Annotated in this window: 11 protein-coding genes and 3 tRNA genes; 9 read left to right on the plus strand and 5 right to left on the minus strand. The window is 42.2% G+C overall.

Features of this window, described 5'->3' with window-relative positions; all coding sequences use genetic code 11:
- Positions 1-34: 34 nt before the first annotated feature.
- The 7 genes from DM09_RS03625 to DM09_RS03650 all read left to right on the plus strand — a co-directional run bounded on the left by DM09_RS03625 (position 35) and on the right by DM09_RS03650 (position 7,675).
- Positions 35-124: transfer RNA gene (locus tag DM09_RS03625), tRNA-Ser, on the plus strand.
- A complete protein-coding gene (locus DM09_RS11325) occupies positions 124-636 on the plus strand; it encodes a DUF2155 domain-containing protein (protein ID WP_081881070.1) in 513 nt (170 codons plus the stop codon). The genes DM09_RS03625 and DM09_RS11325 overlap by 1 nt, the downstream gene beginning before the upstream one ends.
- A tRNA-Arg gene (locus DM09_RS03630) sits at positions 627-703 on the plus strand. The genes DM09_RS11325 and DM09_RS03630 overlap by 10 nt, the downstream gene beginning before the upstream one ends.
- 597 nt (positions 704-1,300) lie before the next feature.
- On the plus strand, positions 1,301-3,736 hold the full coding sequence (locus DM09_RS03635; RefSeq protein WP_038247703.1) for an FG-GAP-like repeat-containing protein: 2,436 nt from the start codon (positions 1,301-1,303) through the stop codon (positions 3,734-3,736).
- A complete protein-coding gene (locus DM09_RS03640; protein WP_051938062.1) occupies positions 3,736-6,018 on the plus strand; it encodes a GumC family protein in 2,283 nt (760 codons plus the stop codon). Before DM09_RS03635 ends, DM09_RS03640 begins: the two co-directional genes overlap by 1 nt.
- Positions 6,019-6,020: 2 nt before the next feature.
- Complete coding sequence (locus DM09_RS03645; protein WP_038247704.1) at positions 6,021-6,218, plus strand: hypothetical protein; 198 nt, start codon at positions 6,021-6,023, stop codon at positions 6,216-6,218.
- A gap of 134 nt (positions 6,219-6,352) precedes the next feature.
- On the plus strand, positions 6,353-7,675 hold the full coding sequence (locus DM09_RS03650; protein ID WP_081881072.1) for an O-antigen ligase family protein: 1,323 nt from the start codon (positions 6,353-6,355) through the stop codon (positions 7,673-7,675).
- Here the strand turns inward: DM09_RS03650 and recJ are convergent.
- The 4 genes from recJ to DM09_RS03670 all read right to left on the minus strand — a co-directional run bounded on the left by recJ (position 7,661) and on the right by DM09_RS03670 (position 11,088).
- The gene (gene recJ, locus DM09_RS03655; RefSeq protein WP_038247705.1) at positions 7,661-9,397 is read right to left on the minus strand and encodes a single-stranded-DNA-specific exonuclease RecJ; all 1,737 of its coding nucleotides are present in this window, start codon (positions 9,395-9,397) and stop codon (positions 7,661-7,663) included. The genes DM09_RS03650 and recJ overlap by 15 nt on opposite strands.
- Positions 9,387-10,412, minus strand: coding sequence for a tRNA 5-methoxyuridine(34)/uridine 5-oxyacetic acid(34) synthase CmoB (gene cmoB / locus DM09_RS03660; protein WP_232507740.1), 1,026 nt, complete (start codon positions 10,410-10,412; stop codon positions 9,387-9,389). Before cmoB ends, recJ begins: the two co-directional genes overlap by 11 nt.
- Positions 10,340-10,804, minus strand: coding sequence for a hypothetical protein (locus DM09_RS11030; protein ID WP_051938064.1), 465 nt, complete (start codon positions 10,802-10,804; stop codon positions 10,340-10,342). The genes cmoB and DM09_RS11030 overlap by 73 nt, the downstream gene beginning before the upstream one ends.
- 209 nt (positions 10,805-11,013) lie before the next feature.
- Positions 11,014-11,088, minus strand: a tRNA-Met gene (locus DM09_RS03670).
- A gap of 169 nt (positions 11,089-11,257) precedes the next feature.
- Here DM09_RS03670 and arsS point away from each other — a divergent pair.
- Positions 11,258-12,244 carry an arsenosugar biosynthesis radical SAM (seleno)protein ArsS gene (arsS, locus tag DM09_RS03675; RefSeq protein ID WP_038247707.1) on the plus strand — a complete coding sequence of 329 codons (987 nt, stop codon included), beginning with the start codon at positions 11,258-11,260 and terminating at the stop codon, positions 12,242-12,244.
- A 41-nt stretch (positions 12,245-12,285) separates the two neighbouring features.
- Here the strand turns inward: arsS and DM09_RS03680 are convergent, their stop codons facing one another.
- Positions 12,286-12,972, minus strand: coding sequence for a hypothetical protein (locus DM09_RS03680; protein WP_038247708.1), 687 nt, complete (start codon positions 12,970-12,972; stop codon positions 12,286-12,288).
- Between the two features lie 145 nt (positions 12,973-13,117).
- On the opposite strand from DM09_RS03680, the gene trpS reads away from it, so the two are divergent.
- Positions 13,118-14,149, plus strand: a complete 1,032-nt coding sequence (gene trpS / locus DM09_RS03685; protein WP_038247709.1) for a tryptophan--tRNA ligase — start codon at positions 13,118-13,120, stop codon at positions 14,147-14,149.
- Positions 14,150-14,440 lie beyond the last annotated feature (291 nt).

Raw genomic sequence — 14,440 nt, forward strand, 5'->3', positions numbered from 1 at the left:
TGGTCTCCGCTGTTTTTCAGCGGAGCTTCTACAAGGAGAGGTGGCTGAGTGGCTGAAAGCGCGCCCCTGCTAAGGGTGTATAGAGTAAAATCTATCGAGGGTTCGAATCCCTCTCTCTCCGCCATGTTTTTAAAAACATTACTGGGCTTAAGTTTAGCAGTGTTTTTAAGCGCATGTGATGGAGAAAAAACGCAGGAAATTGAGTGGCAATTGCCTTTAAGTGTCCCAACCGACCCTCATGCTTCTGCAAAAGCCAAGCAACTCCCTGATTGGGCAATGAACAATCAAGGAAATGCAACTGTTGTTGTCCTGAACAAAGCAACAACACGTATATTTGAAGTTAATGTTCAAAATGGCAGTGAGAAAAAAACCAATGATTGGTCGATTCAACTGCAAGGGCTTGCTCAAGGGCTACGTATCAAAGATAATACACTTATCAATGATACAAGCATAAGCAATCCCGCAGCTTTTGTCGCATTGTATTATCGTGATACATTGATGTATGAAGGCTGGTTGTACCAAGATTTCCCTGAATTATTTGGCATGGATAATTCGCACTGGAAAGTTTGGATAAAAGACGTTACTATGCCGCCGTCTTCGCAAGAAGATGACAACAGCAATAAAAGGCTCCCTTAGCTCAGCTGGATAGAGTATCTGACTACGAATCAGAGGGCCGGGCGTTCGAATCGCTCAGGGAGCACCATTTTTTAAAAGACCTGCAAGCAATTGCAGGTCTTTTTTTATCTCTATTTTCCACTAAAACAAACATAACAGCTTACCTGTTCACCTATCACTATAAAATAATGGCGTAAACCCTTGACACCTATAATGAATTAGTCTTTCATTCGACTATGAAAGTATTGACTACCACCCTAAACCTTCAGGCACTCTTTTTCTTGAAAAGGCATGTGCCCCACACTTTCATCAACATACTTAAAAACTTAACCTACAAAACATCTTACGTCTTATTCTCTTTTGGCTTGAGACTTGCTTGCTTAAATAAAGACCACGGGGCTCAAAATTTTATCTTAAAAATAAAGCATTTACATGACTTCCATATAGAGGAGATGGTCTTGGCTTGTACAAACACACAACGTAAAATCCTACAACAAAACACACAAACCATCTGCCAAAACCTATGCATACAGGGGCAAACATGACCAGTAAGCAGAGCCTAAAAAGGTTCATTTTCACCCTTCTTTACATCTGTATAAGTGTGAATTTATTGGCATGTAGAAGCACAGTTCCACAACCATCCATGCCCTTGCAGGCGCTAAACTCGCCTATTCCAAAATACAAAATGCACAATATAGGTCCACAACAAGCATCTGAATCACAATCAGTGCACTATGTTGACCTGAATCAAGATGGTTATATCGACTTACTTATTGGTGGTCATGAAAATATTGATGGTTTCCATGTTGAATGGGGTGATGGTACTGGCAACTGGACACTACAGGGCGGCCCACTTACAGCCATGCAGCCTCGCGCCATTGCAACTGCAGATGTTGATCACGATAACAACATTGAAGTCCTTATTGGCGGCGAAGGTGACCAAAAAGGATTACAAGTATGGAAACTAAACAATCAAACACAGACTTGGGACCTACACTCGTCCCCCTTGGTTGCGGGCGTATTCCATGCCGTTAAATTTGCTGATATTAATGAAGATGGATGGCAAGATATTATTGCTGTTCGCTCAGATAGCATTGCCGATGGCGGCATTTATGTATTGCTTAATGATGGACACAATGGCTGGGTTCAAGGCACTGGACCTATGGTCAAAGGTATCTTCACAGGTGTATCAGTTGAAGATATTAACGCAGATGGTCACCTCGATATTATAGCTGCGCGTCGTGGCGGTTTGGGTGCTACACAAAACAGAGAACAACTTTGGAGTCAAGCTGGTGGCATTCAAGTTTGGTATGGTGATGGTAATGCACGTTGGGAGCCTTTGGTATTACCCACCAATGCCGACGCTGAATCGGTTACGGTTGCTGATATCAATAGCGATGGCAACTTGGATATTGTGGCTGGTTTATACCAACAAGGTATTCGTTACTGGATAGGTGGTGAAAAAACTTGGACAATTCAAAGCCTTACAACTTCGGGCACTTGGTCAGACGTGCGCGTAGGCGACCTGAATGCAGATGGTGATAAAGAGCTGGTTGCCTCATCCAGTATTGGTCAAGGCATGGCTATTTGGAGTTGGAAAGACAACCGTTTTATCAGTGAAGATCATCAAGTACCCAACTATGGCGTATACCTTGATTTGGATCTTGGTGATGTCAAAAACAATGGTCTATTAGATATTGCCGCAACACGAGCAGATGGTGGGGTTGAAATTTGGTCTTTTAGCAAAGCCAAACCGCTACCCATGAAAAAATTCTTATCAAAACAAGTAGGCAAACGCCTTTCTATCTATTTCGATTCGGGAACAGCACGTTTAAACCCTGAATCCATTGAAAAAGTCAACGCATGGGTTGAATCATTAGGTGTGGATTTAAGTCAGCTTCACCTTGAATTACAAGGTCGTGCTGACCAACGTCCCATTCATTCTGAATTATACCCCAACAACACAGCACTCTCCAGAGCCCGCGCAGATGCTGTAGCGACAACACTTTTAAGGCACAATGCAAAAAAAGAAAACTTAATCATTGATGCTTTAGGCGATAAGTCTCCACTTCCACCAGGTTTAGACCCTGCTTCCTTACGTCAAAACAGAAGGGTGTTTGTAAAAGCCTTTAAAATTGAAAACACCAAACTTCCTTTATCAGCATCCAATATCAATAAGCGTGACTTATATAATATTGATGAGAACAAGGTGTTTAAAACCATTGATGGTGTACCTGAATACAAAGTTGGTATTGGTGACGAGCTACAAATTACTTTTTGGCAGGGTGCAAAGTCAGAGGTACAAAAGGTCATCGTACAAATCGATGGCACGGTATCCCTCCCTTACCAAGCTGCGCTTAAAGTGGCAGGTCTAACACCACGTGAAATCGATAGCCTAACCACAAACATTATTAGGAAGTATGAACGAAACCCACGCGTTGATGTTCAAGTGCTTAAAGCCAAGAGTAAATTTGCCAGTATTTTTGGTGAGGTACAAAGTTTATCACGTCAACCTACAGGTGCAGGCACTTATGCCCTGCGCGGTAAAGAAAGTTTGGTTGATTTTTTATCCCGTGTGGGTGGTCCGACCAAAGAAGCCAACTTAAATAATGTACAAATCATTCGTGATGGTAAAACCGTACTCTTGGATTTAAACCGTGCTATTCGCCAAGGTGATTTATCTGAAAATGCTATTATTGATGATGGAGATACCATTTTTATCCCATCACTTGCCCAATCCAAACGCCAAGTTTATGTGCTTGGGCAAGTTGCCAAAGCTGGTATTGTAGAGTTTACAGGTGATATCAACTTTTTGGATGCTGTTTCTAAGGCGGGCGGCTTGACTAATGATGCCTATTTACCAGATATTCGAATTTTACGTACAGATAGAGACCAACCGCAAATCCTAGCTGTTAACTTCCAACGTTTCCTTGAAGAAGGTGATTTAACCCAAAACCTTGCTTTGATGGATAAAGATGTATTGATTATACCATCACGCCCTATTGCCAATTGGAATAAGTTTATAGCTGATATAACACCTTCGATTACTTTGCTTTTACAACCTGTTAGCATTGCCCAGCAAATTCTAACGCTACGCTTATTAACGGGGCAGATTCAATAATGGCAGCAGCACAACATAACGAAGGCTACGAACTTAATTTATCTGAATATTGGCAAATTATTGTAAGAAGACGTTGGATTATTATCTTTTGTGCCTTATCCATGGGTTTTTTCAGTGGTTTTCTGACTTGGGCAAAACAACCACCCGCTATTTATACATCCAGCTCTGCCATCAAAATTGAGTCATCGGTGAATGTTGCCGACCTGCTGCTTCGCGGTGGTTCAAGACAATCGTACAGTGATGTCAAAACACAACTGGCTATGATTGAGTCTTATGCCGTGATGGAACGTGTGGCGCAACGCATGAACCTTATTCCTCCAGAGTTAAGTTCAGAAGAAATTCGGGCTAACCCCGATTATATGGATGAAGTGTTGAGTATCAAAGACAGTATATCTGTATACCAAGATCAAGTCTCGGGAATTATCACTATCTCTGCCACTTCAACACGCCCCTTATTTGCACGTGACTTGGCACAAGCTGTAGCCGATGAATTTAAAGAATTTAACGTACAAGATAAAAATCGTCGGATTTTCGAAGCAAAAAAGTTTATTCAACAACAGTTAATCATTGTACGCAAACGGCTAAAAAAAGCTGAAGAACAAATTCGTGATTACCGCAATAAACATAATTTATCTTTTTCAAGCGCCGATCCTGAACTTATGGCACGCATTATTTCTGACTTGGAACAAGAATACCGTCAAGCCACAGCGCATTTGGGCGACCTGAAATTTGCTATCAAACCACTCAAACAACGTATCAATAATGGTGATTGGGATTACCAAGCTGTCACCATTGCAGGTAGCGTGAGCAACTACTTTGACCAGCTCAACAAACGTTTGGTTGATATGGCACTCAAACGTACTGAGTTGATGACCAACTACACCGATGACCATCCACAAATCAAAGAGTTACGTGAGCAGGCCCACGATATTTTATCCAGCATGGTCGATGAACTCATCAAACAAATTGAACTCACACAACGGCGTATTTCTGATATTCAAAAAAGTATAGAAAAAACCAAACATCGTTTCCAGGGTGTACCCGAACAAGCCCTAGAACTGCAACGTATGCAACGTACTGTGCGCATCAATGAAGAATTGTTCGACTTGCTTGAGAAGAAATATCAAGAAGTGTTAATCAAAGAAGCCGAAAAAGTGCAGGCTGTGTCTTTGGTGCGCCCAGCCATGATTCCAGTGTTTCGCATCAACCCTGTTAACCCTGTACAAAGTGGTCTGGCAGGCATGATTCTTGGTTTGGTACTTGGTCTGATCGTATCTTTGATTCTTGAAGCGATGGACTCATCTGTAGGCACCATTGAAGAAGTGGAAAGCTTTTTGGATACTTCTGTTGTTGGTTTTGTACCCCAATTGGATCACGATGAAGCCATTGAACTGTTTTCTGGTGTCAAAGAACTCAAAACAAGTGGACACCATTTAGAAAGACAAATCCGTCTGATTAGTCACTTCTCACCGCCATCAACCATTTCAGAAGCTTACCGCAGTTTACGAACCAACCTGCTTTTTTCACAAACAGGTGGGCACAAGGTTATTCTAGTTACCAGTTCTACGGTCAAAGAAGGTAAAAGTACAATTGCAGCGAACTTGGCGGTGGTATTGGCCCAACAAGGTGGGCGTATACTCCTAATTGATGCTGATATGCGCAAACCTATGCAACACCATACTTTTGGTCTCAAACGTGACCCAGGTTTAAGTGAGTGTTTATTAGGGCAATACCATTGGCAGGATGTAGTTAAACGCTTTTCTGATGTAATGTTAGGCGACATGGGTATTGATCAAGCCTTATTAACACCAGGTCTTGATCAATTAGAAATTCTTACATGTGGTATTGTAAATGCCAATCCCCCAGACTTATTGGCAGCACCCATGATGGATACCATCTTAAAAGAAGTACGTGAAGAATATGATATGGTAATTATTGATATGCCACCACTATTGCATACCACTGATGCAACCATACTAGCTTCAAAAGTAGACGGTGTATTGCTTGTATACCACATTGGTTCTGTGGTTAGAGGTGCTTTGAAACGTGTGAAAACCAACATTGAAGCTGTGGGTGGCCATGTGCTTGGCATTATCCTCAATGGTGTTCGCGGTGAGCTATCACCCGATTATGCAACGTATAAAATGAATCGCTATTATGCTTATGCATATGGTAATGATGAACAAATTCGAGGAAATATATTTGAGCAATGGATTGCAAAAATGAAACGTCGCTCTCTGCGTTTATGGCAGGCAGTGAAAACACGTTTCGACAAGGAGTAATCATGCAAAGAGATTTTGATCACTTCGTAAAACATAAAAAAAAACGTAACCGTTTTATTGCGATTTTTATCTTAACCATGTTAGCTGCTGGCATTGTCGTTTTGATTCAAGAATGTAGCCAAAGCTTTAATGAGCCTTACAACAAAGACTATCAGCCTATGGATAAAGCAAGACACCTTGATGCAGGTAAACAACCCTGAGTATTCGAAGCATTCGTGTCCCTATACCACCAAACATTCTACTAACGTTTGTTTTAACCACGTTATTACTTTATAGCGCTTATCTTTTAGCACCTCAGCTTATTCAAGGTCCTTTGCTTCTTTTTGCGGGTTTAATGATTGTCGTCATCACATTCACCAGCATTGAGTTAGCACTCTACTTCCTTATTTTGTCCACCCTGCTCTCACCTGAGCTAACCTTTGGTGGCGCATCAGCCCAAGAAGTTGCTGCAGGCATGAGCAGTACTACTGAGTCCCGAGGTATCACATTGCGCTTGGATGATATTATGTTAACCCTGATTTCATTCACATGGTTAGTACGTATGGCTGTTCGCAATGAGCTTGGTTTCTTACGTCGCACACCCATCAATCAAGCCGCTTTTTTATATTGGGTCGCCTGCGCCTTTTCGACCATGATTGCTTTCTTCTCCGGCAAGGTTGGTTTGTATGGTATATTCTTTGTTATCAAATATTTGGAATATTTTATTCTGTTTTATATCGTAGTAAATCATGTACATGATGAAGCCATCATCAAACGTTTTTTGATGGTTATGATTTTCACATGTTTGGTTGCATCACTTATTGGTATCGCACAAATACCTTCAGGGCTTCGTGTTTCCGCACCTTTTGAAGGTGCTGAGGGTGAACCCAATACCTTTGGTGGTTACTTGATGTTTATGTTTAGTATTATGTTGGGTATTCTTCTGCATACAACAAACAAAAAACAACGTTTTTTACTCTTTATTGCCATGGGCATTATTCTTATACCCTTTGCATTTACAGAATCACGAAGTTCTTACCTTTCCTTTATTGTGGCAATCATTTGTTTTCTTTTCTATTCTCAAAAGAAAAAACTACTCTTTTTTATGTGTTTAACAGGTCTGGCTCTTGCCCCCTTTGTTTTACCGCAAAATGTTATTAACCGTGTCATGTTTACATTTAACCAAGCCGAGCAATCGGGCCAATTGCAAGTGGGTAATATAAAAGTTGATACATCAACAACAGAGCGGTTGCGAGCTTGGGAGGATGTCATCACCAATGACTTCCCTAAAAATCCTGTTTTTGGTGTAGGTGTTACAGGTGGTAAGTTTCTTGATGCACAATACCCACGTGTTTTATTAGAAACGGGTATTGTTGGGCTTGTACTCTTTATTTGGTTCTTACGGCGGGTTTGGGTATTACTCAAAAAAAGTAGCCGTAAACTTCAAGACCCTGTGATGCGCGGTGTAGCCTTGGGGGCACTGTGTGGCTTCGCTGGTTTATTGGTGCACGGTATTGGCGCCAATACCTTTATTATTGTGCGAATCATGGAACCATTTATGATTATTTTAGGTTTGGTTCTTGCCATGCAAATCTTGGAAAAAGAAAAGAAACAACGTGAAGAAGATACCACATCAGAGAAAAACAACGAGCCTATTAAGGCCTCAGTTCGTTTCTAACACCACATCTTTAATCACAAATTGCACCGCATCACCACCCCGATAGTCATCGGTTTGCAATTGCCCCAAAACCGAGACACATACACCTTCTTGTAAATCATCTGCCAAAACACCTGCACCAAAAACCACAGCATTGATAAACTGCAAACCATCCGTCAGTCGTACACGCATCACACCACCCTTAAGTTTTTTAGCATCAACCACAGTCACATCATGAATCACCCATAAACACGCGGGGTTAGACTGCCCAACAGGTTCAAAACGCTGCAACCTTGCTGCCAAACCAATATGCAAAGCAGATAAACTTAATACACCATCAATCAACAAATGATTTTGAATCAGACCATCCATTTGTTGTTGCTTGACTGCTCTTGTAAAATCCAAGACAAAAGCATCCCAGCTGCCCGATTTAACCGTGCCACCCCCAGCACCAGCATGCCCACCAAACCCATGCAAATGCTCCTCACATGCTTGCAATAACTGACCTATATGGAAACCTTTTACACCACGCAATGATACACGAATATCTTGGTTGTTATCCACAAAACCTACGGCTGCGGGTCGCCCATGTTGCCTAGCCAAACGCCCTGCAACCAAACCCACCACACCAGCATGCCAACTTTCATCATAAACAGTGAGATGTGTATTCTTTTCTTGGTTTTCACCTGTGCTGTTTGGGTGGGTTGCCTCAAGTTTAACCAATGCTTGTTTATATGTTTCCACTTCAATTTTTCGCCGTTCTTGGTTGCATACATCCAAAGACGCTGCCAATGCTGCCGCCTCACCTGCATCTTGGCAGCACAATAAACGCATCGCCTCTTCACCATGCCGCATACGACCCGCCGCATTCACCCGAGGTGCCAAATAAAAACCAATGCTCTCAGTTGAAATGCGTTTACGATTTACCTTTGCAATGTCTAACAATGCTGCCATGCCTACAGAAGGAGCAGTACGCAGTTGTTGAAGCCCAAAATGCACCAATACGCGATTCACACCCTGCAAAGGCATCACATCAGCTACCGTTGCCATTGCCACCCTATCCAGCAATTGTTTTAAATCATAAGCAGGGCGCTGTTTTTTATCAGCAAGCAGCTTCCAAGTCGCCATCAGCAAAAAGAAAGCAACCCCTGTACCACACAGTACGCGCTCAGCAAAACCACAGTCTTCGCGTGCTGGGTTTAATAAAGCATATGCATTGGGTAATATCTTGTCAGGCAAATGATGGTCGGTGATAATTAAATCAAAACCTAACGCCGTCGCCTTATCGCATGCATCCAAACATGTGGTACCTGTATCTACACTTAACCCCAATGTAGCCCCCGCTTCATAAGCCATCTGCACAGGCTCTACACCAATACCATGCCCATCATCGGCACGGTGTGGAATGGAAAAACAGACATCTGCACCTGCACTTCTTAAGGCTTCTACAAGGATAGTGGTACCGCTTACCCCATCGCAGTCAAAATCACCAAACACATGAACTTTTTCTTTCTTTTCTATGGCGAAAACCAAGCGATCTGCCGCTTTTTGCATATCTTGCATGAGGAAAGGGTCTGGTAAATCAGATAATGCAGGCGCAAAAAAAGCATCTTGCTCAGATAAGCCTCTCGCTTTGAGTAAACCTTGCCACGCACTTAATGGGTTATCCGCTATCAGTGGCTCATGTCGCCACTGCAATGTGCGCCCCTTTCGCGTGCTTTTCCCTTGGCAATCAAAAGTCATATTTTGCCACCATTACAGCGCGTTTGGGTGCTTGATAACCTTCAATAGTTTTTTGTGTGTTTTGCGGGTCTAAGAAATTAGGTAATGACTCAAAAGTCATCCATGCTGTGCTGCGTTGTTCTTCTGTACTGGTTGTATTTAAGGCCACACAACGTATCTCTTTAAACCCTGCCCGCTGTAACCAAATTTTCAACATGGAAACCGATGGTATAAACCATACATTACGCATTTTGGCATACCGCCCACTGGGCACCAAACACGTGGTTTCATCACCATCGACCACCAAGGTTTCCAGCACCAACTCACCACCTTTTTTTAATAAACTGCGTATTTTATACAAATGTTCCAAAGGTTCACGTCTATGGTATAAAATCCCCATGGAAAACACTGTGTCAAAACACTGCATACCATCAGGCATTTCATCGATACCCGTAGGAATTAAAAAGTTTGCAGCATCGGGTTGATAACGTTTAATACTGGCAAAATGGAAAGAGAATAAAGGTGAAGGGTCAATGCCAAGCACCAACTTCGCACCTTCACCCAACATGCGCCACATGTGATAACCCGAACCACAACCAATATCCAACACCATTTTATCCTGAAGCGGAGAAATATGTGGTAGCACCCGTTGCCATTTCCAATCTGAACGCCACTCCGTATCAATATGCACACCTAAAATATCAAAAGGTCCTTTACGCCAAGGGTGGAGCTGTTTTAAAGCTTTCTCCAACTCACTTTGATCAACACTGCTATTTTTTCCATCACCAATGCGCACTTGTTGCGCAAAATCAACGTCCTGCACATGTATATCTGGCAAAACATTCAAGGCTTGGGACCAACGTAGAAAATCACCATGTTTAAAAATTTTATGCCAGCCCTGTTGGTTTAACTTTAATAAGGCATCGGTGTAAGGCGCGAAGTCTAGACAAGATAAAATATGCGCTAGGTTTTGATATTCTCTGGCTTGATAAGCTGTTGTAAAATCCAATGTTTCCTCACATATATAAAAAGCCAAAGCGTAAACCTCCCATCAGCAAAAGAAAGTAAAAAGCAAGGCAGAGTATTGTAGTCAGTCATATCATCTACTGAGATATTACCAATCGACTTATCAAGCAAAGATAATGATGCCAGTGTTCTTTTTATAACGCTGATTTGGGATGTTTCTTGTCTTACCCCTTTTTTTAAAGGGGTAACATCAACCAAATACTTTTCTATAATTTCACTGAATGTTGTGTATTCAGCTTTAAGAATACCTTTAAATGAGTTGTTCATCATTGCATCTTCAATGACTTCTGCCCATTTGATAGCCTCCAGTTTTGTTTCAAAGGTTTTAGCCCGCTGAGGGAATCCTTTCTTTCTTACTTGAGCCTGCCACTGGTGTTTTCCACGCTTCCTTATTGTTGCCATATTATTATCTAAGCCTCTTAAATATATACCCTTTAGAAGGGGTAAAAGTCAATAGGCTGATGAAGATTTATTGTGACAAATGGTGTGACAAAGCCCTTTTTTAGACTTTTTTCAAACCAAAGAATTGAATCAACTGTGACAAGAATTGTGAAAAAACGAAAAAGGGACTTAAGCCGTTAAGCGTAAGCCCCTATTAATGTTGCGTAATTTGGTTGCGGGGGCCGGACTTGAACCGACGACCTTCGGGTTATGAGCCCGACGAGCTACCACTGCTCCACCCCGCGTTATTGGGTGTTTGCCTCAAAGGTTTGAACCCGAAGCGGGGCGAATTGTAGCGTCAACTTTTTAAATAACAAGCCTTAAGATTTTCACCTATATCCAAAACTTATCCAGTGTAAGCTTTGGCAAAAATAAACGACAAAACTGCAACACCTTAATTTTGGAGAACCTCACATGCGTGATATGTTACCTTTACTTAAAAAAACAGACTTTCCAGCTCTTAAACGCGCTCGCATGCACACCTTGCAAGTCAACCTCGGTTATTTATGCAATCAAACCTGTTTTCATTGTCATGTGAATGCTGGCCCTAATCGCAAGGAGTTGATGGATGAAGCCAATATCAACTTACTTATTCAGTTGATGGAAGTGTCAGGCATCAAAACTTTGGATTTAACAGGTGGTGCACCTGAAATGAATCCGCACTTTCGTAAACTTGTGCTTGCCGCACGTAAACTCAAAATCAATGTGATTGACCGCTGCAACCTGACTATTCTTAATGAAGAAGGGTATGAATGGTTGGCAGACTTCTTAGCAGACAACCAGGTCGAGGTTGCTGCATCCTTACCCTGCTACTTAGAAGACAATGTGGACAGTCAGCGCGGCAATGGCGTATTCCAAAGTAGCATTACAGGCATTAAAAAACTTAACGCATTGGGCTATGCTGAAGAAGGTAGTAAACTTACATTAAATCTTGTGTACAACCCGCAAGGCATCAGCCTACCCCCTTCACAAGAGGAACTTGAAGCGGCATACAAAAAAGAATTGTTAGCCCGATATGACATCCATTTTAATGAACTCTTTACCATCACCAACCAGCCCATTGCTCGGTTTGGCAGTACGCTTGTCAGCAAAGGGTTATTTAATGAATACATGACATTACTCAAAGACAACTTTCAACAAGCCAATATGAAAGGTGTGATGTGTCGAACCTTAATCAGTATCGACTGGCAAGGTTATGTCTACGATTGTGATTTTAATCAAATGCTAGGGCTTCATGCACCTATTGAAGGTGAAGAAAAATTACATATCGCCCAACTCATCGCTCAAGAAGAGTTAGCACAAACCCTAGGTTATGGTTTAGCAGGGCAACCTATTGCCATTATGGATCATTGTTATGCCTGCACAGCAGGGCAAGGTTCAAGTTGTGGTGGCGCGTTATAAGCACAAAAAAAGCCCTCTAGGTTTTAGAGGGCTTAGTCGTATTAATTAGATGCGGTCTCTTTTTGTTCCCATGGTAATCCTGCATATTTGGGATAGCCCTCAATGTATAAAACCTTGGCTTTTGTACTATCGTGAATATATTGCATAGCTTCGGATACTGTTTGATCCACAAAACCTTGCGGTGAACCCGCCGAACCCGCAATCGCAGATCCAAGTTTCTTGCCTAGCTCAAGAGGGTTTAGCGTAAAACCTTCTTTCGTTGTATAGGAAGCATAAAAATCTAAATGATAACCTTTAGTGTATGGGAACAAACAAGCCGTAAACTGAATTCCACCTGTAGTTCCTGGATGAGGTCGATGCGCACTTCCTGTCCACGCGGCACCTTCACATTGCACACTCTTCAATCCTGCTTGACCTGCTCTCGCCATAAAAAATGCCATATTACCAGAAAGTTTTTGTGTAACCACCTTAAATCTTCCTGCTTTCTTTGGAAGCGGCGAACCATCTGGAATAGGTCTTGTTTCGCTCATATCTGACACAGAACGACCAATTCCGTCACTAACTAAATCTGACATATCAAACCGTGATACGGAAGTTTGAACATCAAAAATTCTATAATGTTCAACAGTTTTATACTTGTTTGTCATTGCATTATTTGTAGCTCCACAAGATGCCAAAAGTAATGAAACTGATAAAAGCTTCACTCCTAGTTTTAATTGTACTCTCATTACTATCTCTCTCCTTTTCGCGCTTAAGATATTGGCAAGATATTTGCGGGGGGCTAGTCAAGTTTTCCATAAGCAAAACAAAACATTGCTTTAAAGTGGGTTCAACCTCAATCTTTCGCCTTCATTCATTTTGGAGAAAAGTACCGTGGCAAAACAACAACAAGATTCACAAAACATCAAACGCATCGTTTCAGGCATGCGCTCATCAGGCAAATTACACCTTGGGCACTACAAAGGTGTGCTGCAAAACTGGCTAACTTTGCAAGAGGATAAAGAATGCTTTTTCTTTGCCGCAGACTGGCATGGTTTAACCACCGAATATGCGAATCCTTCTGTGGTTAAAGAAGGAATTTGGGATATGTTGATGGACTGGTTGGCGGTGGGCATTGACCCTGAAAAATCGACGATTTTTATCCAATCTCAAGTACCAGAACATGCCGAATTGCATTTATTGCTATCCTTTATGACTCCACTTTCATGGCTAGAGCGCGTACCCACCTATAAAGACCAAATTGCGCAACTACGCGAAAAAGATTTGGGAACGTACGGTTTTTTGGGTTATCCATTGCTTCAATCGGCTGATATTATGATGTATCGCGCCGATGCTGTGCCTGTGGGCGAAGACCAAGTACCACATATTGAACTGACCCGTGAAATTGGACGCAGATTTAATCACCTTTATCGCCAAGGTATTCCGCCGCTATTTCCAGATTGCCAAGCTTTATTGATGCCAACATCCAAGCTTCCTGGGCTTGATGGGCGCAAGATGAGTAAATCATACGGCAATGCCATTACGCTATGCGAGCCTTGGAAGGACACTGAGAAAAAAGTTAAAACCATGCCAACGGATCCTGCGCGTGTTCGCCGCGAAGATGCTGGCACCCCTGAGCTTTGCCCTGTTTGGGATTTTCATAAAGTCTATTCTACTGAAGAAGAACGTAACGAAGTCCGTGAAGGTTGCACCACAGCAGGTATTGGTTGCTTGGATTGTAAAAGTATCTTACTCAAACACTTGAAAGATGAATTAGAACCCATCCGTGAGCGTAGAGAAGATTTAGCCAAACGCCCAGATGATGTGAAAGACATTGTGCGAGCAGGCAATGAAAAAGCACGTCGTGAAGCACGAAAAACCATGGATAAAGTGCGTAAATCAGTCAAGTTGGATTACAAGCTTTAAAAAGAGCGTCACTCCCGTGCAGACGGGAGTCCATGATTCAAACGGAATGGGTTCCCGCCTTCCCCCAGGGGATACTCTCTTGCTACGCAATTCACCTGATCGCGGGAATGACATATAAAAATACAACTGTCACCTCTAGCAAAGTCGAGAGGTCTTGAGATTTTTCCATTCCGTTCGCACTCCAAATCGAAATGATATAAAAAACCGTTTAGATACAATATGGCAACCTTTTGCTAAGCTGCGCCGAAGTATCTTGTGGCAAAAGGATAAAGCGCAGTAACACGCACCCTT

Source organism: Ghiorsea bivora (genome assembly GCF_000744415.1).
Lineage (GTDB): Bacteria > Pseudomonadota > Zetaproteobacteria > Mariprofundales > Mariprofundaceae > Ghiorsea > Ghiorsea bivora.

Coding starts and splice junctions, on each gene's coding strand:
- DM09_RS03635 (WP_038247703.1), top strand. CDS start 1,301: ATGCACAATATAGGTCCACAACAAGCATCTGAATCACAATCAGTGCAC.
- recJ (WP_038247705.1), bottom strand. CDS start 9,397: ATGACTTTTGATTGCCAAGGGAAAAGCACGCGAAAGGGGCGCACATTG.
- DM09_RS03645 (WP_038247704.1), top strand. CDS start 6,021: ATGCAAAGAGATTTTGATCACTTCGTAAAACATAAAAAAAAACGTAAC.
- DM09_RS03640 (WP_051938062.1), top strand. CDS start 3,736: ATGGCAGCAGCACAACATAACGAAGGCTACGAACTTAATTTATCTGAA.
- DM09_RS03680 (WP_038247708.1), bottom strand. CDS start 12,972: ATGAGAGTACAATTAAAACTAGGAGTGAAGCTTTTATCAGTTTCATTA.
- DM09_RS11325 (WP_081881070.1), top strand. CDS start 124: ATGTTTTTAAAAACATTACTGGGCTTAAGTTTAGCAGTGTTTTTAAGC.
- DM09_RS11030 (WP_051938064.1), bottom strand. CDS start 10,804: ATGGCAACAATAAGGAAGCGTGGAAAACACCAGTGGCAGGCTCAAGTA.
- arsS (WP_038247707.1), top strand. CDS start 11,258: ATGCGTGATATGTTACCTTTACTTAAAAAAACAGACTTTCCAGCTCTT.
- DM09_RS03650 (WP_081881072.1), top strand. CDS start 6,353: ATGATTGTCGTCATCACATTCACCAGCATTGAGTTAGCACTCTACTTC.